General features: G+C 36.9%; 19 protein-coding genes and 1 tRNA gene. 15 read left to right on the top strand and 5 right to left on the bottom strand.

The features are described from left to right. Positions 1–109 precede the first annotated feature (109 nt). On the bottom strand, positions 110–1,285 hold the full coding sequence (locus SMA_RS01840) for an IS256-like element IS1191 family transposase (protein WP_014293953.1): 1,176 nt from the start codon (positions 1,283–1,285) through the stop codon (positions 110–112). Between the two features lie 601 nt (positions 1,286–1,886). Between SMA_RS01840 and SMA_RS01845 the strand changes: the two genes are divergently transcribed. The 10 genes from SMA_RS01845 to SMA_RS01890 all read left to right on the top strand — a co-directional run bounded on the left by SMA_RS01845 (position 1,887) and on the right by SMA_RS01890 (position 12,374). After that, positions 1,887–1,959, top strand: a tRNA-Thr gene (locus SMA_RS01845). A 219-nt stretch (positions 1,960–2,178) separates the two neighbouring features. Continuing rightward, positions 2,179–2,367 carry a 50S ribosomal protein L28 gene (gene rpmB / locus SMA_RS01850; RefSeq protein WP_014293954.1) on the top strand — a complete coding sequence of 63 codons (189 nt, stop codon included), beginning with the start codon at positions 2,179–2,181 and terminating at the stop codon, positions 2,365–2,367. 116 nt (positions 2,368–2,483) lie between these two features. After that, positions 2,484–2,849, top strand: coding sequence for an Asp23/Gls24 family envelope stress response protein (locus SMA_RS01855; protein ID WP_009853384.1), 366 nt, complete (start codon positions 2,484–2,486; stop codon positions 2,847–2,849). Then, a complete protein-coding gene (gene fakA, locus SMA_RS01860; protein WP_014293955.1) occupies positions 2,849–4,513 on the top strand; it encodes a fatty acid kinase ATP-binding subunit FakA in 1,665 nt (554 codons plus the stop codon). The genes SMA_RS01855 and fakA overlap by 1 nt, the downstream gene beginning before the upstream one ends. Positions 4,514–4,783: 270 nt before the next feature. Next, positions 4,784–6,505, top strand: coding sequence for a dihydroxy-acid dehydratase (ilvD, locus tag SMA_RS01865; RefSeq protein ID WP_014293956.1), 1,722 nt, complete (start codon positions 4,784–4,786; stop codon positions 6,503–6,505). A 133-nt stretch (positions 6,506–6,638) separates the two neighbouring features. Further along, positions 6,639–8,342, top strand: a complete 1,704-nt coding sequence (locus SMA_RS01870) for an acetolactate synthase large subunit (protein ID WP_014293957.1) — start codon at positions 6,639–6,641, stop codon at positions 8,340–8,342. Then, on the top strand, positions 8,335–8,817 hold the full coding sequence (gene ilvN, locus SMA_RS01875) for an acetolactate synthase small subunit (RefSeq protein ID WP_014293958.1): 483 nt from the start codon (positions 8,335–8,337) through the stop codon (positions 8,815–8,817). The genes SMA_RS01870 and ilvN overlap by 8 nt, the downstream gene beginning before the upstream one ends. A gap of 69 nt (positions 8,818–8,886) precedes the next feature. Next, the gene (gene ilvC / locus SMA_RS01880; protein WP_014293959.1) at positions 8,887–9,909 is read left to right on the top strand and encodes a ketol-acid reductoisomerase; all 1,023 of its coding nucleotides are present in this window, start codon (positions 8,887–8,889) and stop codon (positions 9,907–9,909) included. Positions 9,910–10,040: 131 nt separating this feature from the next. Then, positions 10,041–11,291, top strand: coding sequence for a threonine ammonia-lyase IlvA (ilvA, locus tag SMA_RS01885; protein ID WP_014293960.1), 1,251 nt, complete (start codon positions 10,041–10,043; stop codon positions 11,289–11,291). A 198-nt stretch (positions 11,292–11,489) separates the two neighbouring features. Continuing rightward, positions 11,490–12,374, top strand: a complete 885-nt coding sequence (locus tag SMA_RS01890) for an SPFH domain-containing protein (protein WP_014293961.1) — start codon at positions 11,490–11,492, stop codon at positions 12,372–12,374. Between the two features lie 91 nt (positions 12,375–12,465). On the opposite strand, the gene SMA_RS11280 is transcribed toward SMA_RS01890, so the two are convergent. The 4 genes from SMA_RS11280 to SMA_RS01905 form a co-directional block, all read right to left on the bottom strand. Continuing rightward, positions 12,466–12,585 carry a putative metal homeostasis protein gene (locus SMA_RS11280; RefSeq protein ID WP_014293962.1) on the bottom strand — a complete coding sequence of 40 codons (120 nt, stop codon included), beginning with the start codon at positions 12,583–12,585 and terminating at the stop codon, positions 12,466–12,468. 95 nt (positions 12,586–12,680) lie between these two features. Beyond that, a complete protein-coding gene (locus SMA_RS01895; RefSeq protein WP_014293963.1) occupies positions 12,681–13,289 on the bottom strand; it encodes a VanZ family protein in 609 nt (202 codons plus the stop codon). A gap of 175 nt (positions 13,290–13,464) precedes the next feature. Further along, positions 13,465–14,205: an amino acid ABC transporter ATP-binding protein gene (locus tag SMA_RS01900; RefSeq protein WP_009853394.1), complete on the bottom strand. Its 741-nt coding sequence runs from the start codon at positions 14,203–14,205 to the stop codon at positions 13,465–13,467. Then, on the bottom strand, positions 14,205–15,776 hold the full coding sequence (locus tag SMA_RS01905; RefSeq protein ID WP_014293964.1) for an ABC transporter permease subunit: 1,572 nt from the start codon (positions 15,774–15,776) through the stop codon (positions 14,205–14,207). The genes SMA_RS01900 and SMA_RS01905 overlap by 1 nt, the downstream gene beginning before the upstream one ends. A gap of 133 nt (positions 15,777–15,909) precedes the next feature. Here SMA_RS01905 and SMA_RS01910 point away from each other — a divergent pair, with 133 nt between their 5' ends. The 5 genes from SMA_RS01910 to sufC all read left to right on the top strand — a co-directional run bounded on the left by SMA_RS01910 (position 15,910) and on the right by sufC (position 21,600). Further along, the gene (locus tag SMA_RS01910) at positions 15,910–17,805 is read left to right on the top strand and encodes a DUF2207 domain-containing protein (protein ID WP_048816335.1); all 1,896 of its coding nucleotides are present in this window, start codon (positions 15,910–15,912) and stop codon (positions 17,803–17,805) included. Between the two features lie 51 nt (positions 17,806–17,856). Beyond that, entirely contained in the window at positions 17,857–18,696 is an 840-nt protein-coding gene (locus SMA_RS01915; RefSeq protein ID WP_014293966.1) for an undecaprenyl-diphosphate phosphatase, read from the top strand. A 100-nt stretch (positions 18,697–18,796) separates the two neighbouring features. Beyond that, positions 18,797–19,552, top strand: coding sequence for an adaptor protein MecA (mecA, locus tag SMA_RS01920; protein WP_014293967.1), 756 nt, complete (start codon positions 18,797–18,799; stop codon positions 19,550–19,552). A 1-nt stretch (position 19,553) separates the two neighbouring features. Further along, positions 19,554–20,717: a glycosyltransferase family 4 protein gene (locus tag SMA_RS01925; RefSeq protein ID WP_014293968.1), complete on the top strand. Its 1,164-nt coding sequence runs from the start codon at positions 19,554–19,556 to the stop codon at positions 20,715–20,717. A 112-nt stretch (positions 20,718–20,829) separates the two neighbouring features. Beyond that, a complete protein-coding gene (gene sufC / locus SMA_RS01930; protein ID WP_014293969.1) occupies positions 20,830–21,600 on the top strand; it encodes a Fe-S cluster assembly ATPase SufC in 771 nt (256 codons plus the stop codon). The last annotated feature ends 41 nt before the right edge of the window (positions 21,601–21,641 follow it).

Here is a 21,641-nt window from a genome sequence, read left to right on the forward strand (position 1 = left end):
AAGAAAAATAGGTAGGTGTATGAATGAATCAAAATAGACCAAACACGAGAACTTCTTGGTTGATACTGTCAATAATTATGTGTAAACACTCAAGTAGAGTTGAAGAATGTTAATCAAATAAGCTTTCAAGTGTGTCAGCACATTGGCCAAACCCTTTATGGATGCGTTGATTTTGCTTGAAATTATAATCTTCAAACAGGGTAACTAAATAACGTCCCAGAGCCTCCTCGTTAGGAAAAAGAATCTTCTTTTTCGTTTGACGTTTGATTTCTTTGTTAAGAGACTCAATGAGGTTTGTCGAATAAATGCTATGCCAAATCTGGTAGGGAAACTGATAAAAAGTTAAAAGATTATCCGTATTCTCCAAACTTTCCATGACTTTCCTATACTTTGGTTTCCATTCGGCGATAAAGTTCTCTAAAGCTTGCACTGCCATTTCTAAATTTTCAGCACGATAAATCGTTTTAAATTGCTCCAGAATAACCGCTCTATCTGCTCGTTTCACTTTACTAGCTAGATTTCGACTAATATGAATTAAGCAACGTTGTTGTTTAGCTAATGGGTAAGCCTGATTGATAATCTCTTCAAGCCCCTTGAAGCCATCGGTCACTACAAGAGAAACCTGTTGGATTCCTTGGTTTTGAAGCTTGTCTAACAGGGTGGACCAAGAAGCATTGTTTTCATTTGGGGCGATTTCATATCCAAGAACAGCCTTCTGTCCTTCTGGTGTAATGCCAAGTGCGATATGAATACATTCTTTACTAACGGTTCCACGTCTTAATGGAAGATAGGTTCCGTCAAGAAATAAAACAGAGTAATTGGCTTCTAAGCTTCGCTCATGAAAAGTAGCGACATTCTCCTGAGTTGCTTTTGAGATATTAGAAATTGTGGCAGGACTATAGTGATGACCATACATTCGCTCGATGATATCACTAATTTCTCGAGTCGTTACACCGGTTTGATAGAGTTTGATAACCATCTCTTCCAAGTGGTCATCTCGACGTCCATAAGCGGGAAGCAAAGCTGGACTAAAGTTCCCATTACGATCTCTAGGAATACTCAACTGAACAGTCCCATATTTGGTTTCGAATTTCCGTGCATAGCTTCCGTTACGACTATTCCCAGAATTATAGCCTAATTTATCGTAAGGTTCATACCCTAAAAAGGCTGATAACTCTGCTTGAAGCAGATCATTCATAGCTGTTTCAAGAGAAGTACGGAAAAATTCATCAATATCTTGCTTTTGGGCTAGGAAGTTAAGTAGTTCTGTGGTAAACTGAGTCATAGGAATAAATCTCTTTCTAGTAATGTTTTGCAACTCTACTATAACGGATTTATTCCTTTTTGTGTTTACACAACTTATTTTACACTACCAAAATTTGTTATTATTTGAGTCTTCAATAAGATTTGAATACTCTTACCTTGTGATGATAGATTGGTCTTCTCCATACCAGTCTTATATCGCAAGGTTTTTAAGTTTTTTGTGGGTCTATGTCAACTGTAGTGGGTGACGAAAAGCTAATATCTAAAGATAGTCTGGTAGAAAAAAATAAGATTATTTACTACTTATTGATTTAGAATAATAGTGAAGCTATTAATTTGTGGCAAATTTAGTTTAATATTTTGCCTCAAATTAGCCACACTTTTTATAGAATTAAGAGGAATAATGAAGTTCTCTTCCTATTAATATGGTTGTTTAAAATCTTAAATATAGAGATTTACGATGTAATGGGAAGTATGGCGAATAAATCAACTATGTTCAGCAAACAAAGCTTAATCAAACTTCGTTTTAGAAAAACTTCCCATTTGGGGAGTTTTTTATTTTTTGTGTTAACTGTTATTATTTAATTGACAAATTTTAGCTGAGTGATATAATGTCTTTGTTAGCCGATTTAGCTCAGTCGGTAGAGCAACGCACTCGTAACGCGTAGGTCGTAGGTTCGATTCCTGCAATCGGCAGATAATTTTAGATCCTGATAATCATCAGGATTTTTTGTTTACAAAATGTTTTAGAATTTCTGGCGGAAATCAGTTTGAATCTGGGAAATTGTTAGTGCTTTCGCAATTATTTTTGCTGATTATTTGCTAAAAAGCTTGCGAAAGCATGGTGAATATGATATTATTTTATAGTATGTGGTGTAAAGCACCTATAATCTAAGTAGGAGGACACAGATAAATATGGCTAAGGTTTGTTATTTCACAGGTCGTAAGACTGTATCAGGAAACAACCGTTCACACGCAATGAACAAAACAAAACGTGCATTTAAACCAAATCTTCAAAAAGTTACTATTCTTGTTAATGGAAAACCTAAAAAAGTTTGGGCATCAGCTCGTGCGCTTAAATCTAGTAAAGTAGAACGCGTATAAAATGAAAAGCCGAAAGGCTTTTTTCTTTGTTTTATAGCCGGTAATCTTTTATTATTTTTTACAAGACGGCTAATATATGGTAGAATAAACTGATAAAAACTTTTGAGGTAGTAAATATGACTGTGAAAATTAATACAAAGGATGGCCAAATTGAGTTATCTGACGACGTTATTGCAACTGTTGTTGGAGGTTCCGCAACAGAAATTTTTGGTGTTGTTGGTATGGCAAGTAAAAGTGCTCTTAAGGATAATTTTCAAGCGCTTCTGCGTAAAGAAAACTACGCAAAAGGTGTTGTTGTCAAATCAACAGAAAGTGGTATTTCAGTCGATGTTTACACTGTAATGTCGTATGGTGTAAAAATTTCTGAGGTATCAAAAAACATTCAGGAACGTGTCAAGTTTAATCTTGAAAACCAACTTGGCCTTTCAGCAGATACGGTGAATGTTTACGTACAAAATATTAAAGTTGTAGGAGAAGATTAGTGTCAAATATTACAACCAGTTTATTCCAAGAAATGGTTCAAGCTGCTAGTACACGTCTTGGAAATCAAGCAGAATATGTAAACTCCCTTAATGTTTTCCCTGTCCCAGACGGTGATACAGGAACAAACATGGGAATGACAATTGAAAATGGTGCCAAAGAAGTTGCGGATAAACCTGCAAGTACTGTTGGAGAAGTTGGACAAATTCTATCAAAAGGTCTTTTGATGGGAGCACGTGGTAATTCAGGTGTTATCACATCTCAATTATTCCGTGGTTTTGGTCAAGCAATCAAGGATAAAGAAGAGTTAACTGGTCAAGATTTAGCTCATGCTTTCCAATCAGGTGTAGAAGTAGCTTACAAAGCTGTCATGAAACCTGTTGAAGGTACTATTTTAACTGTTTCTCGTGGAGCAGCAACTGCCGCTCTTAAGAAAGCTGAAGAAACTGACGATGCTGTTGAAGTAATGCGTGCTGCACTTGATGGTGCTAAACGTGCTTTGGCTAAAACACCAGAAATGCTTCCTGTTTTGAAAGAAGTTGGTGTTGTCGATTCAGGTGGCCAAGGTTTAGTCTTTATTTATGAAGGATTTTTAGCTGCTTTGACTGGTGAATACATCGCTTCTGAAGATTTCAAAGCAACTCCAGCGGTAATGACTGAAATGATTAATGCTGAACACCACAAATCAGTAGCTGGACACGTTGCAACTGAAGACATTAAATACGGTTATTGTACTGAAATCATGGTTGCACTTAAACAAGGACCTACTTATGTTAAAGAGTTTAACTATGAAGAGTTCCAAGGCTATTTGAGTGGCTTAGGTGATTCACTTATCCTTGTTAATGATGATGAAATTGCTAAAGTTCATGTTCACACAGAAGACCCAGGTCTTGTCATTCAAGAAGGTCTTAAGTACGGAGCGCTTAAAAAAGTTAAAGTTGATAACATGCGTAACCAACACGACGCTGTTCTTGAAAAAGACCAAGCGGCAGCTATTAGCCAAGAAGAAAAAGACTTTGCTATTGTTGCAGTATGTGCTGGTGACGGTTTAGCTGATATCTTCAAATCACAAGGCGTTGACTACGTTATTTCTGGTGGTCAAACAATGAACCCATCAACAGAAGATATTGTTAAAGCGATTAATGCTGTTAACGCTAAAAATGTTATTATCTTGCCAAATAACAAAAATATCTTCATGGCTGCACAATCAGCAGCAGAAGTGTCTGAAGTGCCAACAGCAGTCGTTGAAACGCGTACTGTACCTCAAGGATTTACAAGCTTGTTAGCTTTCAATCCCGCACAATCATTGGAAGAAAATGTTGAAGCAATGACAGCTAGCCTTTCTGACGTTATTAGCGGTAGCGTGACACTTGCTGTTCGCGATACTTCTATTGATGGTCTTGAAATCCACAAAGATGACAACCTTGGTATGGTTGATGGTAAAATCGTGGTTTCAAATCCAGATATGACAACTACATTGAAAGAAACATTTGCCAAAATGATTGACGTAAATAGTGAAATCATCACTATTTACGTTGGTGAAGAAGGAAATCAAGAATTAGCAGAAGAAATTTCTGAATATCTTGAATCAATTTACGAAGATGTTGAAGTTGAAATTCATGATGGTAAACAACCAGTTTATCCATACTTGATGAGTGTTGAATAAAAACATAATAAAGAGAGTCTGAACAATTCAGGCTCTTTTTTTCTGCCCTGCCCTCAAAGAGCAATACCTATGTAAGAAATGTGTTGTTTTTATAGGAAAATAGTTTTATCTATAATAGAATCAATTTATCCTATTATATAATAGAAAATGGTACTTATATTTTGAAAAGAGAAAAAATTTTCAACTAACAAAATTTTCTGAAAATTATCTTGACTTTATTTTATAAAGTGGTAACATGGAGTGTAAGATTTAATTGATAGGGGAAAACAGATGAGAAGTGACATGATTAAGGTAGGTGTGGATAAAGCACCAGCCCGTGGTCTTCTTTATGCAACCGGGCAAGTAAAATCTGTTAAAGACATGCAAAAACCATTTATCGCAATTTGTAATTCTTACATTGATATTGTTCCTGGACATGTTCATTTGCGTGAGTTGGCAGATGTCGCCAAGGAAGCTATTCGTGAAATGGGTGGTATCCCTTTTGAATTTAATACAATTGGTGTTGACGACGGGATTGCTATGGGACATATCGGGATGCGTTATAGCCTTCCATCACGTGAAATTATTGCAGATGCTGCTGAGACAGTTATTAATGCGCATTGGTTTGACGGTGTTTTCTACATTCCAAACTGTGATAAAATTACGCCAGGGATGATTCTAGCTGCCCTTCGTACAAATGTTCCTGCAGTTTTCTGTTCAGGTGGGCCAATGAAAGGTGGCGTTGATATGACTGGACATCAAGCGACTTTATCAAGCCTTTTTGAAGCGGTCGGAACATATCAAGCTGGCGATATGTCAAAAGCAGAATTAGATTATTTAGAACAAAATGCTTGTCCAACTTGTGGTTCTTGTGCGGGAATGTTCACAGCTAATTCGATGAACTCTCTTATGGAAGTGCTTGGTCTTGCTCTTCCTGGAAACGGTACGGTTCTTGCTGTTTCTGACCAACGTCGTGAATTGGTACGCCAAGCGGCAAAACATTTGATGGACAATGTTAAAAATAATTTGCGTCCACGTGATATTATCACAAAAGAAGCTATTGATGATGCTTTTGCCCTTGATATGGCTATGGGTGGTTCAACCAATACGGTTCTTCATACCCTTGCGATTGCGCGTGAAGCAGGTATTGAGTACAATCTAAAAGATATTAATGAAATTGCTAAGAAAACGCCATACCTGTCTAAAATTGCACCTTCAAGCGTTTATACCATGCATGATGTTCAAGAAGCTGGCGGTATTTCAGCGATTATTAATCAATTGATTAAAAAAGGAACAATTAAGGGTCACCGCATTACAGTTACAGGTAAAATATTGAAAGAAAATGTAGCTGGCGCAGAAATCAAAAATGAGGAAATCATTCACCCACTTGAAAGTCCAATTTCACCAGTAGGTGGTTTATCAATTCTTTACGGTAACATTGCCCAAGATGGCGCTGTTATCAAGGTTGGTGGGGTTGACCCATCTGTTAAAACCTTCCGTGGTAAGGCTATCTGTTGTGATTCACAAGATGAAGCCCTTAAATTAATTGATAATGGAACGGTTAAAAAAGGTCACGTTGTCGTTATTCGTTACGAAGGACCTCAAGGTGGTCCAGGTATGCCAGAAATGCTTGCGCCAACCTCTAAAATCGTTGGACGTGGACTTGGTAAAGATGTGGCATTGATTACAGACGGTCGTTTTTCTGGAGCAACACGTGGTATTGCGATTGGTCACGTTTCACCAGAAGCGGCAGAAGGTGGTAATATCGCCCTAATCGAAGACGGTGATGAAATCTATATTGATTTAACTAATCGTACAATTGATTTGCTTGTTGATGATGCAACGCTGGTAGAACGTCGTAAACACTTGAAACCATTCAAATCAAAAATTTCAAGCGGTTGGTTACGTCGTTACACAGCTTTCGCTTCATCTGCGAATTTTGGTGGTTCAATGATGAATCAAGAAGAATTTGAAGAACGTAAAGCTGAACGTGAAAGTCAGGATAAAGAATAAAGTTAAAAATAATTTGTGAAAGTGGACAAATATTTGCTCACTTTCACTTGCTTTATTTTTTTTTAATGTTATTATAGTAACAAGCTGTTGGAATTTTTAGATAATTTGGAATTTACATGCAAAGGAGGACTTTGTGAAACAGATTAGATTAAAAGAATCCAAAAACGGATCAGAATTGCTATTAGAGACCTTAGCTGGTCTGGGAATAGATACAATTTTTGGCTATCCTGGTGGAGCTGTTTTACCGCTTTATGACGCTATATATAATTTTGATGGTATTCGCCATATTTTGGCACGTCATGAGCAAGGAGCCCTCCACGAAGCAGAAGGATATGCTAAATCAACAGGAAAACTTGGGGTTGCCATTGTAACCAGTGGTCCAGGTGCAACTAATGCCATTACTGGTATTGCTGACGGAATGAGTGATAGTGTTCCAATGCTTGTCTTTACTGGACAAGTTGGAATGTCAGGTATTGGGAAAGATGCTTTTCAGGAAGCTGATATTATCGGTATCACAATGCCAATTACAAAATACAATTATCAAATTCGCGATGTTGCGGATGTGCCTCGCATTGTAACAGAAGCCGTTCATATCGCAACAACAGGGCGTACAGGTCCAGTTGTTATTGATTTGCCAAAAGACGTTTCAGAGACGAAAACAAGCTTTTATCATGACCCAACGGTTAATCTTCCTAGCTATCAGCCAACGGTTGAACCTAATGTGCTTCAAGTGAAGAAAATTTTAACTCAATTGAAAAAGGCTAAAAGACCGTTGATTATCGCTGGTGGTGGCGTTAACTATGCAGGGGCTTCGCAAGAATTAATTGCCTTTGCCGAACGTTATAATATTCCAGTTGTTTCTACGTTATTAAGCTTGGGAGCTATGCCAATTGATCATCCCTTATCTTTGGGGATGGGAGGAATGCATGGTTCATACGCGTCTAATATGGCATCAACGCAGTGTGATTTTATGCTTAATTTTGGTTGCCGTTTTGCGGACCGCTTAACAGGAAATCCAAAGACATTTGCGAAAAAAGCAGTTGTAGCTCACGTTGATATTGACCCTGCAGAAATTGGGAAAGTTGTAAAAACACAGATTCCTATCGTAGGTGATGCCAAACGTGCTTTGGAAATTCTCCTTGAAGCAGATGAAGTTAAGACACGTCACGATGATTGGACAGAATCAGTTCTTGCTAATAAAGCAAAAGCACCATTTAGCTATGATTTCGATGAAACTATTATCAAACCACAGCATGCTATTGCAGCAATTGGTAAGATAACAAATGGAGATGCTATCGTTGTTACCGACGTTGGTCAACATCAAATGTGGGCAGCACAATTCTACCCATATAAAAATGCACGTCAACTCATTACATCTGGTGGACTAGGAACAATGGGATTTGGAATTCCTGCTGCTATTGGTGCTAAACTAGCCAATCCTGATAAAGAAGTTATACTCTTTGTTGGTGATGGTGGTTTCCAAATGACTAACCAAGAGTTAGCATTGCTAAATGGTTACGGTGTTCCAATTAAGGTAGTCTTGATTAACAATCATTCACTTGGTATGGTTCGTCAGTGGCAAGAATCATTCTATGATGAACACCGTAGCGAATCAACATTTGATGATGAACCAAATTTCCAATTAATGGCAGAAGCTTACGGCATTGCTCATTATAAGTTTACAAATCCTAACACTTTGGAAGAAGATTTGAAAGTTATTACTGAGAATAAGCCAATGTTGGTTGAGGTTGCGATTTCTAATCGTGAACACGTTTATCCGATGGTTCCAACTGGTAAATCAAATAGTGAGATGTTGGGGGTGAAGTTTAATGCGTAGAATGTTGACAGCTAAGCTTCAAAATTCAACAGGTGTTCTTAACCGTTTTACAGGTGTTCTTTCACGACGTCAGGTTAATATTGAATCTATTTCAGTCGGGCATACTATGGAACCAAACATTTCCCGAATTACAATTATCATTGATGTTGAGAGTTTGGAAGAAGTTGAACAGATTATTAAACAGTTAAATCGTTTAATTGATGTTCTGCGTGTCCGTGATATTACGGATATTCCTCACTTAGAACGTGAAGTCATTTTGGTTAAGTTAACGGCGCCAACAAGCAAACGTGCTGAAATTCTGGCTGTTATTCAGCCATTCCGTGCCAGTGTTGTTGATGTTGCTCTAAAATCAATTACGATTCAGGTAACAGGTGATGCAGATAAAATTGAAGCACTTCTTCGTGTAGTAAAACCGTATGGTATTCAAAATCTTGCTCGCACAGGTGCAACAGGATTCTCAAGAGATTTTTCTTGATAAACATTAATTTAGTTAACTCTGATGCCTTGGGCATTTAAAATAAAAAATAGAAAAGAGATATTTATTATGGCAGTAACAATGGAATACGAAAAAGATGTAAAAGTAGCAGCTCTTGATGGTAAAAAAATTGCTATTATTGGTTATGGCTCACAAGGTCATGCCCATGCACAAAACTTGCGTGATTCAGGTCATGATGTTATCATTGGTGTTCGCCATGGTAAATCATTTGATAAAGCAAAAGAAGATGGTTTTGATACTTATGAAGTAGCAGAAGCAACTAAACTTGCAGATGTTATCATGATTTTGGCACCAGATGAAATTCAAGCGGACCTTTACGCCAAAGAAGTTGCTCCTAACCTTGAAGCTGGTAATGCTCTTGGATTTGCCCATGGTTTCAACATCCGTTTTGAATACATTAAAGCTCCAGAAACTGTTGATGTCTTTATGTGTGCGCCTAAAGGACCTGGTCACCTTGTACGCCGTACTTACACTGAAGGATTTGGTGTGCCAGCACTTTACGCTGTTTACCAAGATGCTACTGGTAACGCTAAAGACATTGCTATGGACTGGGCTAAAGGTATCGGTGCTGCGCGTGTTGGACTTCTTGAAACAACATTTAAAGAAGAAACTGAAGAAGATCTTTTCGGTGAACAAGCAGTTCTTTGTGGTGGTTTAACTGCCCTTATCGAAGCTGGTTTTGAAGTTCTTACAGAAGCTGGTTATGCTCCTGAATTGGCATACTTTGAAGTGCTTCATGAAATGAAACTTATCGTCGACCTTATTTATGAAGGTGGCTTCAAGAAAATGCGTCAATCAATTTCAAATACAGCTGAATTTGGTGACTACGTATCAGGACCACGTGTTATCACTAAAGATGTTAAAGAAAATATGAAAGCCGTTCTTGCTGATATCCAATCTGGTAAATTTGCAGAAGACTTTGTTAATGACTATAAAGCAGGTCGTCCAAAACTTGAAGCTTACCGTAAAAAAGCTGCAGACCTTGAAATCGAAAAAGTGGGTAGCGAACTTCGTAAAGCGATGCCATTTGTTGGACAAAACGATGACGACGCATTCAAAATTTATAACTAATTTTTGAAAAAAACTACTGATAAAATGCCGATGTTTGTCATCGGTTTTTTATCTATTGGTTGACTAATGGTTTAAACTTTTCTATGTATGTATAGAAAAATCAAAATTTTTGAATATAAGAAGGTAGGTTTATGATTTTAGCTAAGGATGTTGTCAATGCCTATGACGTTTTAAAGGGTGTTGTTGAGCGTACACCGCTTGATTTTGACCGCTATTTGTCAGAAAAATATGGTGCAACAGTTTATTTAAAACGTGAAAATATGCAAAAAGTGCGTTCGTTTAAAATTCGTGGGGCATATTATGCTATCCATGAGTTGTCTGATGAGGAGAAAAAACGTGGTGTGGTTTGTGCTTCTGCTGGAAATCATGCACAAGGTGTTGCTTTTACTTGTCACGAGATGAAAATTCCTGCAACAATTTTTATCCCTGTCACGACGCCGCAACAGAAAATTGGACAAGTTAAATTTTTTGGTGGACCTTACGTCACTATTAAACTTGTTGGTGATACTTTTGATGCTTCCGCACAAGCTGCACAAGAATTCACTAAGTCGGAAGGGATGACCTTTATTGATCCGTTTGATGACGAAGATGTTCAAGCTGGTCAAGGAACAGTCGCTTATGAAATCTATGAGCAAGCCCAAGAAGAAGGTGTTGTCTTTGATCAAATTTATGTTCCAGTTGGTGGAGGAGGTTTGATTTCAGGAGTAGCCACTTATATTAAAGATGTGGCACCTGAAATTGAGGTTGTTGGTGTGGAAGCTTCAGGTGCTCGTAGTATGCGTGCTGCCTTTGATAAAGGGCATCCTATCAAATTAGAAGAAATCGATAAATTTGCAGACGGTATTGCCGTGCAAAAAGTCGGATATAAAACATTTGAAACAGCTCGCAAGTATGTTGATAAATTGGTCGGTGTGGACGAAGGTTTGATTTCTGAAACATTGATTGATATGTACTCTAAACAAGGGATTATCGCAGAACCTGCTGGAGCAGCGTCAATTGCAGCACTTGAAGTTATGAAAGATGACATCAAAGGAAAAACAATTGTTTGCATCATTTCTGGTGGGAACAATGACATTAATCGTATGCAAGAAATGGAAGAGCGTGCGCTTATTTACGACGGTGTCAAACACTACTTTGTGGTCAATTTCCCACAACGTCCAGGTGCGTTACGTGAATTTGTAAATAATATTCTTGGACCAAATGATGATATTACGCGTTTTGAGTACATCAAACGTGCCAACAAAGGAAGAGGACCAGTTCTGATTGGTATTACTTTAGGTGATAAAAATGATTACAATGCTTTGATTGATCGTTTGTCAGCATTTGACCCTTCTTACATCAATTTACATGGGAACGAAAGTCTTTATAATTTGCTCGTTTGATAGCAATCAAACCTAGTTATGGATTACACCCTGACTAGGTTTTATATGTCTTTTTGCTTGACTTTTTAGAGAAATGAAATATAATTGTATTAATTGATAGGTACAAAGATGTGACAAGAAATGTTGCTATTTCTTATATTTTGGCCAGTTTTTACTTATTTTTGAAAGTCATAGATTATGGCTTAAAGGAGATTTATCATGATTTTAATTGTTTTAGCAATTTTTCTAATTATTATTTTGAGTGTGGTTGCTAGCACGCTTTATGTGGTACGTCAACAAACTGTTGTTATTATCGAACGTTTTGGGAAATACCAAACAACATCTGGTAGTGGTATACATGTGCGTCTACCGTTTGGAATTGATAAAATTGCTGCGCGTATTCAGTTGCGTCTTTTGCAATCTGAAATCGTTGTGGAAACGAAAACCAAGGATAATGTTTTTGTGACTTTGAATGTTGCTACACAATACCGCGTTAATGAACAAAATGTTACAGATGCCTACTATAAACTCATGCGTCCAGAAGCTCAAATTAAGTCATACATCGAAGATGCCCTACGTTCATCAGTACCAAAATTGACTTTGGATGAATTATTTGAGAAAAAAGATGAAATAGCGCTTGAAGTACAACATCAAGTGGCTGAAGAAATGTCAACTTATGGTTATCTTATCGTTAAAACATTGATTACTAAAGTTGAACCAGATGCTGAAGTTAAACAATCAATGAATGAAATCAATGCGGCACAACGTAAACGTGTGGCAGCTCAAGAATTGGCTAATGCTGATAAGGTTAAAATTGTCACAGCTGCCGAAGCTGAAGCAGAAAAAGATCGTTTGCATGGTGTTGGTATTGCACAACAACGTAAAGCTATCGTGGATGGTCTTGCTGAATCAATCCAAGAATTGAAAAATGCTAATGTTGGAATGACAGAAGAACAAATCATGTCTATCCTTTTGACCAACCAATACCTTGATACGCTAAATACTTTTGCGGCTAAAGGCAACCAAACACTTTTCTTGCCAAATCACCCAGAGGGAATCGAAGACATTCGTACCCAAATTTTGTCATCATTAAAGGCAAAATAATAACCAAAAAAAAAAGACCTATTGCAGGCGGAAGGAAGCCTTGCAATAGGTCTTTTAATCTGGCAATGTTAGGGATTAATAATGTAAGGAATTAATTTGCTTTTTTGAAGCGTTTATAATCATGAATGATTTTCAACGTACGTTTCCGTGTTTTTATATTGGGACTTTTTAATCTACAATAAGCAGATGCTAAATCAACTTTTTCAGCCATATCAACCTCCTTGTGATAGATTTATTAACGTTAACGAAAAATAGTACAACACAAAATGATTAACTGGTAAAGTATTTTGTGTTATACTAAATTTTTTAAGAGAATTTGATTATTTTTTGTGTGATATGTTGACTTAACCATTTTCTTAAAGCGGTTTGATGCAGCATAGTGCCCATACCAATGCTCAAGAGGTTAAGGGTGACATCTCCTAAATCAAAAATACCAAGGTGGAAAACGTATTGGGCTGTTTCAATCGTCAGTAAACCAAAGAAAGCTAGGATAAAGTTTTCTTTGGAAGGTCGGAAAAGAAAGCCTGATGGTATAAACATCACAAGGTTCATAATAGTAACAAAGCGACTGCCACTTGTAAAGTCAGAAATAAACGATAATGGATTAAAAGAATAGCCTTGGATACCGATATTTTTCAGCAAAATCACATAAATCAAAATCATAAAATAAATGAAGTAAGAGACAGCGACTGTCAAACTTGTAATCTTCTTAGTATAAACTAAGTGCATTAGAATGAACGTGAAATAAGTTAAAATCAGTGTAATAATAGTATTTAAGGTAAGGGTAAATGAGACATCATAAGAGGAAATGTAATGGGTATAAGTCATCAGATAGTGTTCATAAAACCAACTTGAAAAAGCAAAAGATACAAGAGTTAATGCGATATTGATGATATTTCTTTTTAAAGTTGCCATTTTGATTTCCTCCTTCTAGTGATTAATAGTTGGGTTAATTTTTATTATCGTTAGTATAAGCTAGGAAACTTATAATTACATTAAAAAGATTTTTTGGAAAAATGTTAGCAATTTTATGCTATTTAGAAACTAAAAAAAGCTGAGACGTTGTTGTCTCCAGCTTTGTATTTAAACTTTATTTTAAGAAACGTTGTAAGAAAACTTTTGTACGTTCTTGTTGTGGATGTTCAAAGATTTGTTCAGGTGTTCCCTCTTCGGCGATAACGCCTTTATCCATGAAAATCACACGGTCAGAAACTTCTTTGGCGAATTCCATTTCGTGAGTAACGATAATCATTGTTAAACCAGATTTGGCAAGGTCTTGCATTGTTTTTAAAACTTCTCCAACCATTTCTGGGTCAAGGGCTGAAGTTGGTTCATCAAAGAGCATTGCTTCAGGGTTGACAGAGAGGGCGCGTGCGATAGCCACACGTTGTTTTTGACCACCAGAGAGTTGTTTTGGTTTTGCTTTCCAGTATTGTTCTGTCATACCGACTTTTGTAAGATTTTCTTTGGCAATTTTTTCAGCTTCGTCACGTGAACGTTTGAGAACAGTTGTCTGAGCAACGATGGCATTTTCTAAAACATTAAGATTTTCAAAAAGGTTAAATGATTGGAAAACCATGCCTAATTTTTCACGATATTCTGTCAAATTATAATCTTTTTCAAGAACATTTTGACCGTGAAAGAGGATCTCACCAGCTGTTGGTTCTTCTAAAAGATTGATAGAACGAAGAAATGTCGATTTTCCTGAACCTGATGAACCGATAATCGAAATAACTTCACCTTTAGTTACTGAAAGTGAAATATCTTTGAGGACTTCATTTTGTCCGTAAGATTTTTTTAAATGTTTAATATCAATGATAGCTTGTGTCATTATTTCACCTCTTTCGTTTGGTTTTGGTTAGCACCAGTTGTGTAAGTGTCCGCATCGAAACGACGTTCAATAAATCGTAGGATACGTGTCACAGTAAAGGTGAGGACAAAGTAAATAATCGCGATAATAGTAAATGTTTGGAAATATTGATAAGTTTGTGTCGCAACGGTGTTACCTGAGAAGTAAAGTTCGACAACGGAAATAACGTTCAATACAGAAGTATCTTTGATATTGATGACAAATTCATTACCTGTTGCTGGCAAAATATTGCGGACAACTTGTGGAAGAACGATTTTGCGCATGGTTTGTCCGTGGGTAAATCCGAGTGCTGTTGCGGCTTCAAATTGACCTTTATCAACGGCGAAGATACCGCCGCGGACGATTTCACTCATGTAAGCACCAGTATTGATTGAAACGATAAGGACAGCGGCTAAGGTACGGTCAATTGAGATTCCAAAAGCTTGAGCAGTACCATAGTAAATAACCATCGCTTGTACAATCATTGGCGTACCACGAAAGACTTCAATATAGACATTGAGTACCCAACCGAAAGCTTTTTGAAGTCCAGCTAATACTTTATTGGTAGCTTTTGGAGCGGTACGATAAACACCAATGAGAAGTCCGATAAAGAGACCGACAACTGTACCAATAATTGAGATGAAGAGTGTCACTCCAGCACCACGTAAGAATTGATTCCAGTTATTTTTGAAAATTGTCCACATGTCAGTGAAGAAGTTGCTGTTTTCATCTTCTTCAGAATTATCAGATGGTTGTTCTTCAATCATTTTATCCATGAGTTCCAAACGTTCATCTTCTGAAATACCAGCTAAAACAGCGTTGACTTTAGCGAGCATTTCTGTGTCGTCTTTGCGAAGACCAACGGCAATAGCTGTATCAGATACTGATGTTGAAAAACCTTGACCTTCTTCAAAGGAAATCATCTTGAAGTCGCTATTAGCGTTTTCGGCTGAGATGGCATCTGGACGTTCAGAAACATAACCATCAATGATACCAGATTCAAGGGCTTGACGCATTTGGTTGAAGTCACCCATGGCAGTTTCTTTAGTTGCACCACTAATTTGGTCAATGAGGTTATAAAGGTAAACACCTTGTTGAGATGTTAATTTTGCACCTGAAAAGTCAGCTAGGGATGTAGCATTGGCATAATCGCCTTTTTTAGAAACAACGATTACGGGATAACTTGTGTAGTAACTATCTGAAAAGGCAATTTCTTTTTTGCGTTCATCAGTTGGGCTCATTCCGGCAGCAATCATATCGATTTTCCCAGAAGTAAGTGCAGGAATTAACCCTGTCCAAGTTGTTTTGACAACGAGAAGTTCCTTGCCTAAACTGTCTGCAATTTTCTTAGCAATTTGGACATCATATCCGTTAGCATATTGATTAGTTCCTTCAATAGGAACAGCTCCGTTAGAATCATCATCTTGTGTCCAGTTAAAGGGAGCGTAGGCAGCTTCCATACCGACACGAAGGTATTCGTCAGCGTGTATGCTAGTCATTCCTCCAAAGAGAAGAAGAACAGCTGCAAAACAACTTAAAAGTAACTTTTTCATTTAAGACTCCTGTCTATTCTTATATCCTACTATTTTACAAGAAATAGATTTTGATTTCAATATAATCATCCTAAAAATGGAATATTTATACAATGAAATATGGTAAAATAAGGGGAGAGGAAAGGGGTAGGAGATGATGAAAAAATTAACATTATTTTTGCTTGCTATTGTTACATTTTTGGGATTGTCTGTTCAGGTTAATGCTGATGTTGACTACAGTATTAGCCATTATGACGGTGTCTTAACAATACATGACGATAATTCAGCTGACTTTATTCAGACGATTACGTATCAGTTTGATTCGTCTTATAATGGGCAAATTGTAACATTGGGAGAAGCTGGTAATATGCCAGATGGTTTTTCGGTAAATAGTCAACCTGAAGTTTCGGTAGAAGTTAATGGAACTAGCAGAGAAGTTAATACTAGCATTTCTAATCTTGGTGATGGTTACGAAGTAAAAATTTATAATTCTGGTTCGAGCGGTGATACTGTCGTGGTTACTGTCCACTGGCAATTATCACAATTATTATTTCCGTATTTAGATGTTGCTGAACTAAACTGGGTGCCAATCAGTGATTGGGATGAAACATTACGAAATGTGAATTTTACAGTAAACACGGATAAGTCAACCTCCAATCGTCAATTGTGGGCACATACAGGTTATCTGAATTCAACAACAGTTACCAAAACGTCGAATGGCTATCAGATTTCAGCTAAAAATGTTAGTGGTAAATTGGAGTTACACGCTTATTGGGACCATTCAATTTTTGAAAATGTTAGTTTATTACCTAAAAATCAGAAATCAACCATTTTGGAACAAGAAGCTAAAATTACTCGTAGAAGTCGGATCTTACAGGTTTTATTATTTGATATTTTACCAGCAACTGCTATTCTTCTAATATTAGGCGCTTTAGTGGTATCTTTTAAAGCAATCAGACTAGCTAAGCAATATGAACGTTTTGACAAAAAAATACGTTCTTACGAAGCGCCAGAGGACTGGTCACCCCTTTTAGTTTTAAAATACATTTATGATGTGGATTTACAATATTTGGATACTAAGGGGAGTTCAATCTCACAAAAATTTAATTTTGAAACAGCTATACAAGCAACTTTGCTTGATTTGATTGACCGTAAGGTTATTAGTGTTGATGATAAGGAGTTGGTCTGTCATCTTGATATGTCGATAACGGATTATGAAGCTAAAGTGATTGATATGGCATTTGGTGGAAAAGAGAAAATAACTATTGATAATCTCTTTGCTAATTACTATTTCGATGATGCTTTAGTGAAGAAGTGTAAAAAACAGTATAAAGGTAAAACGTTAGAAAGTAAGTTGAATAAGCTTGGAAATGATTTCAACTGCCGATATAATGCTAAATTGAATAAAATAAATAAGTTGGTAAAAAAAGAGATCACACATCAAAAATTACCAATTATTCGCCAAAAATTATCTGAGGAGACCAAGACGTCTATTTCAATAGCACGTAAACTGTTGCTAGTTGCCATGATTATAGTTGTCTTAGGAGGACTTTATTCATTTATTCAAGAACATTCGATTGCTTTTCTGTATGGATTAATTTTGGCAATTGTGATTTTTGTGATGTTCTATATTAGTAAAAAAGTGCAATATTCTGCAGAACATGGAACGTTAACTGCTGAGGGGCAACAGCGTGTCCAAGCATGGGTTAGCTTTACTAATATGATGCGGGACATCAATAAATTTGATAAAGTCGATATTCAAGGTGTCGTTGTTTGGAATCGCATTTTGGTTTATGCAACTTTGTTTGGTTATGCTAAACAGGTGCAAAAATACCTTGATTTCAATGATATTAAATTTGCAAATGAATCGGTTATTTTAACCAATCAAGAAGTGGGGTATATGATTGGTATGCGTACGCATCAGCTAGGTTTAGCTAGTCACAATGCGGATTCGGCTGCTCATTTTTCAGTTTCTTCTGATAGCTCTGGCTCTGGCGGCGGAGGAGGATTCTCTGGCGGCGGAGGCGGAGGTGGAGGAGGAGCGTTTTAAAAACGCTTCAAATCTGCTATAATTGAAGAGATATAAATTTAAGGAGAACTTATGTTATTTTTCGAACTACTGAAGGCTATCTTTTTGGGGATAGTTGAGGGAATTACAGAGTGGTTGCCTGTTTCAAGTACAGGGCACTTGATTTTGGTTCAAGAGTTTATCAGTTTGAACCAAAGCAAAGCGTTTTTGGATATGTTCAATATTGTTATCCAATTGGGGGCAATCTTGGCTGTTATCGTAATTTACTTTAAACGTTTAAACCCATTTCAACCTGGTAAAACAGCGCGTGAAGTCCAATTAACATGGCAATTATGGTTAAAAGTTGTGATTGCTTGTATTCCATCAATTTTGATTGCGTTGCCGCTTGATGATTGGTTTAACGCACATTTTAATTACATGGTTCCAATCGCCATTGCTTTGATTGTTTATGGGATTGCTTTTATCTGGATTGAAAAACGCAATGCTAATGTTGAACCGCAGGTTACTGAACTTGCTCGTATGCCTTATTTAACCGCTTTTTGGATTGGTTGCTTCCAAGTTCTTAGTATTATTCCAGGGACAAGTCGTTCAGGTGCTACAATTCTAGGGGCAATTATTGTGGGAACAAGTCGTTCAGTTGCTGCTGATTTTACTTTCTTTCTCGCTATCCCAACAATGTTTGGTTATAGTGGTTTGAAGGCGGTTAAGTTCTTCTTAGATGGAAATGTTCTTAGTTTCAGTCAATTTTTAATTTTAATGGTTGCTAGTGTAACAGCATTCCTTGTCAGCCTTTACGTTATCCGCTTTTTGACTGACTATGTTAAAAAACATGATTTCACTATTTTTGGTAAATATCGTATCGTTTTAGGTTCGATTCTTATTGTGTATAGTATCTTGAAAGCTATATTTTAATAACTAAGCAGCCTCTCAAGGGCTGCTTTTATAGCGTAAAAATTGAAAAATTCCGACTTTTCTTGTATAATAAAATAACTACTCGTGCGAGGTAATTAGTATGGAAATGAAACAGATTAGCGAGACAACGCTAAAAATAACGATTAGTATGGAAGATCTAGAAGAACGTGGCATGGAGTTGAAAGACTTTTTGATTCCACAAGAAAAGACAGAAGAGTTCTTCTACTCAATAATGGACGAATTAGATTTACCAGATAATTTCAAAGATAGTGGAATGCTTAGCTTTCGTGTAACGCCAAGAAAAGACCGTATTGATGTCTTTGTTACAAAATCTGAAATTAATAAAGAAATTAACTTTGAAGATTTAGCTGCATTCGACGACGTGTCAAACATGTCACCTGAGGAATTTTTCAAAACATTGGAACAAACAATGATTTCTAAAGGTGATACTGAGGCGCATGAAAAATTAGGAAAAATTGAAGAAATGATGGAAGGTGCTGTTGAGGATGTTCTCACAGAACAAGTTCAAGCAGAGCCAACAGAAGAGGATATTAATCCATCTGATTATGTTCATTATGTCCTTGATTTTCCAACACTTGAAGCTGTCGTATCTTTTGCTAAAGCAATTGATTTTCCAGTTGAAGCATCAGAACTCTACAAAGATGGTGGTCTTTACCACATGACCATTTTACTTGATTTGCAAAATCATCCGTCTTACTATGCGAATTTGATGTATGCTCGTTTGTTGGAATATGCTAGCGCAGGTACAAAAACGCGTGCTTATTTGCAAGAGCACGGTGTTGAAATGTTAGCAGATGACGCTGTTACAAAATTAAAAATGATTGAGTTGATATAATATGGCCCCTTTTACAATTGAATATGTTCTTGTTTTAATCGGCGCTTTCTTACTGTCATTATTTTTGACACCGATTGTTCGTTTTATTGCATTTCGTGTTGGAGCTGTTGATAATCCAAATGCTAGACGTGTCAACGAAGTACCTATGCCAAGTAGTGGTGGATTAGCGATTTTTATCTCTTTCTTAATTTCAGCCTTAATTCTAATGCCAAGGGTTTTGAAAGAGCCGATATGGACAATATCTTATTTTGATTATATTTTGCCAGTTGTTATTGGTGGATTAATTATCACAACGACTGGTTTTATTGATGATATTTACGAATTGAAACCTAAGACAAAAATGACAGGCATTATTCTTGGAGCTGTTGTTGTCTGGGCATTTACAGATTTCCGCTTTGATAGTTTTAAAATACCATTTGGCGGTCCCTTGCTCGAATTTAATTCAGTGATTACTTTCTTTTTAACCGTCTTTTGGATTATTTCGATTACCAATGCAATGAATTTGATTGACGGTTTAGATGGTTTGGTTAGTGGCGTATCAATCATTAGCCTTGTTACAATGGCTTTGGTTTCGTATTTCTTTTTACCGCAAACTGATTTTTACCTAACGTTGACAATCTTACTCTTGATTGCTTGTATTGCAGGTTTCTTCCCTTATAATTACAATCCTGCGATTATTTATTTGGGAGATACAGGTGCCCTGTTTATAGGGTTTATGATTGGTGTTTTATCATTGCAAGGGTTGAAAAATTCAACAGCTGTTGCTGTGGTAACGCCTGTTATCATCCTTGGTGTGCCAATACTAGATACTACTGTGGCGATTATTCGCCGTAAATTGTCAGGGCGCCCAGCGACGGAAGCAGACAAAATGCACTTGCATCACCGCCTTTTGGCAATGGGATTCACGCATCGTGGAGCGGTTTTAGTGGTTTATGGTATTGCCATTCTCTTTTCACTTATCGCCTTGTTGCTAAATGTTTCTAGCCGTCTTGGTGGTGTGTTTCTAATGGTTGGTGTTGTCTTTGCTTTAGAAGTCTTTATTGAAGGGCTAAAAATTTGGGGAGTAGGACGTACACCACTCTTTGATACGCTTAAATTTATCGGAAATAGCGATTATCGCCAAGCAACCATGCTAAAATGGAAAAATCGCAAAAATAATAAGTGATTGAAAAGCCTATTATGGCTTTTTTTGATATAATGATTAGTAACCCTATAGAACTGCGGTAATTTTCAGAAAAAAGTTACTGTCGTATTTGATTAATTGGAGGAATGTACACATGTCTGTACTTGAAATAAAAGATCTTCATGTTTCTATTGAAGATAAAGAAATTTTAAAAGGTGTCAATCTAACCCTTAAGACTGGTGAGATTGCTGCGATTATGGGACCTAATGGTACTGGTAAATCAACTTTATCAGCAGCTATTATGGGAAATCCAAATTATGAGGTTACTCAAGGGGAAATTTTGCTTGACGGTGAAAATATCCTTGAACTCGAAGTTGACGAACGTGCACGTCTCGGGCTTTTTCTTGCTATGCAATACCCATCTGAAATCCCAGGAATCACCAATGCTGAATTTATCCGTGCAGCTATGAATGCTGGAAAAGAAGATGACGATAAAATTTCAGTTATAGATTTCATCACAAAACTGGATGAAAAAATGGAATTTCTTGGCATGAAAGAAGAAATGGCAGAACGTTACCTTAACGAAGGTTTCTCAGGTGGTGAGAAAAAACGTAATGAAATTCTTCAACTGCTAATGCTCGAACCTAAATTTGCACTTCTTGACGAAATTGATTCAGGACTTGATATTGATGCTCTTAAAATTGTTTCAAAAGGTATTAACGCTATGCGTGGCGATAATTTTGGAGCTATGATTATCACCCACTATCAACGACTTCTCAACTATATTACACCAGATGTGGTGCATATTATGATGGATGGACGTGTTGTTCTTTCAGGTGATGCTGAACTTGCTGCCCGTCTTGAAAAAGAAGGTTATGCAAAAATTGCAGAAGAACTTGGACTAAAATACGAAGAAGAAGTGTAATTGATGATGTCAAAGTCTGCTTTTGGCAGACGATACTCGTA

The organism is Streptococcus macedonicus ACA-DC 198 (assembly GCA_000283635.1).
Classification (GTDB): Bacteria; Bacillota; Bacilli; order Lactobacillales; family Streptococcaceae; genus Streptococcus; species Streptococcus macedonicus.

Coding starts and splice junctions, on each gene's coding strand:
- SMA_RS01840 (WP_014293953.1), bottom strand. CDS start 1,285: ATGACTCAGTTTACCACAGAACTACTTAACTTCCTAGCCCAAAAGCAA.
- rpmB (WP_014293954.1), top strand. CDS start 2,179: ATGGCTAAGGTTTGTTATTTCACAGGTCGTAAGACTGTATCAGGAAAC.
- SMA_RS01855 (WP_009853384.1), top strand. CDS start 2,484: ATGACTGTGAAAATTAATACAAAGGATGGCCAAATTGAGTTATCTGAC.
- ilvD (WP_014293956.1), top strand. CDS start 4,784: ATGAGAAGTGACATGATTAAGGTAGGTGTGGATAAAGCACCAGCCCGT.
- ilvN (WP_014293958.1), top strand. CDS start 8,335: ATGCGTAGAATGTTGACAGCTAAGCTTCAAAATTCAACAGGTGTTCTT.
- ilvC (WP_014293959.1), top strand. CDS start 8,887: ATGGCAGTAACAATGGAATACGAAAAAGATGTAAAAGTAGCAGCTCTT.
- ilvA (WP_014293960.1), top strand. CDS start 10,041: ATGATTTTAGCTAAGGATGTTGTCAATGCCTATGACGTTTTAAAGGGT.
- SMA_RS01890 (WP_014293961.1), top strand. CDS start 11,490: ATGATTTTAATTGTTTTAGCAATTTTTCTAATTATTATTTTGAGTGTG.
- SMA_RS11280 (WP_014293962.1), bottom strand. CDS start 12,585: ATGGCTGAAAAAGTTGATTTAGCATCTGCTTATTGTAGATTAAAAAGT.
- SMA_RS01895 (WP_014293963.1), bottom strand. CDS start 13,289: ATGGCAACTTTAAAAAGAAATATCATCAATATCGCATTAACTCTTGTA.
- SMA_RS01900 (WP_009853394.1), bottom strand. CDS start 14,205: ATGACACAAGCTATCATTGATATTAAACATTTAAAAAAATCTTACGGA.
- SMA_RS01905 (WP_014293964.1), bottom strand. CDS start 15,776: ATGAAAAAGTTACTTTTAAGTTGTTTTGCAGCTGTTCTTCTTCTCTTT.
- SMA_RS01910 (WP_048816335.1), top strand. CDS start 15,910: ATGATGAAAAAATTAACATTATTTTTGCTTGCTATTGTTACATTTTTG.
- SMA_RS01915 (WP_014293966.1), top strand. CDS start 17,857: ATGTTATTTTTCGAACTACTGAAGGCTATCTTTTTGGGGATAGTTGAG.
- mecA (WP_014293967.1), top strand. CDS start 18,797: ATGGAAATGAAACAGATTAGCGAGACAACGCTAAAAATAACGATTAGT.
- SMA_RS01925 (WP_014293968.1), top strand. CDS start 19,554: ATGGCCCCTTTTACAATTGAATATGTTCTTGTTTTAATCGGCGCTTTC.
- sufC (WP_014293969.1), top strand. CDS start 20,830: ATGTCTGTACTTGAAATAAAAGATCTTCATGTTTCTATTGAAGATAAA.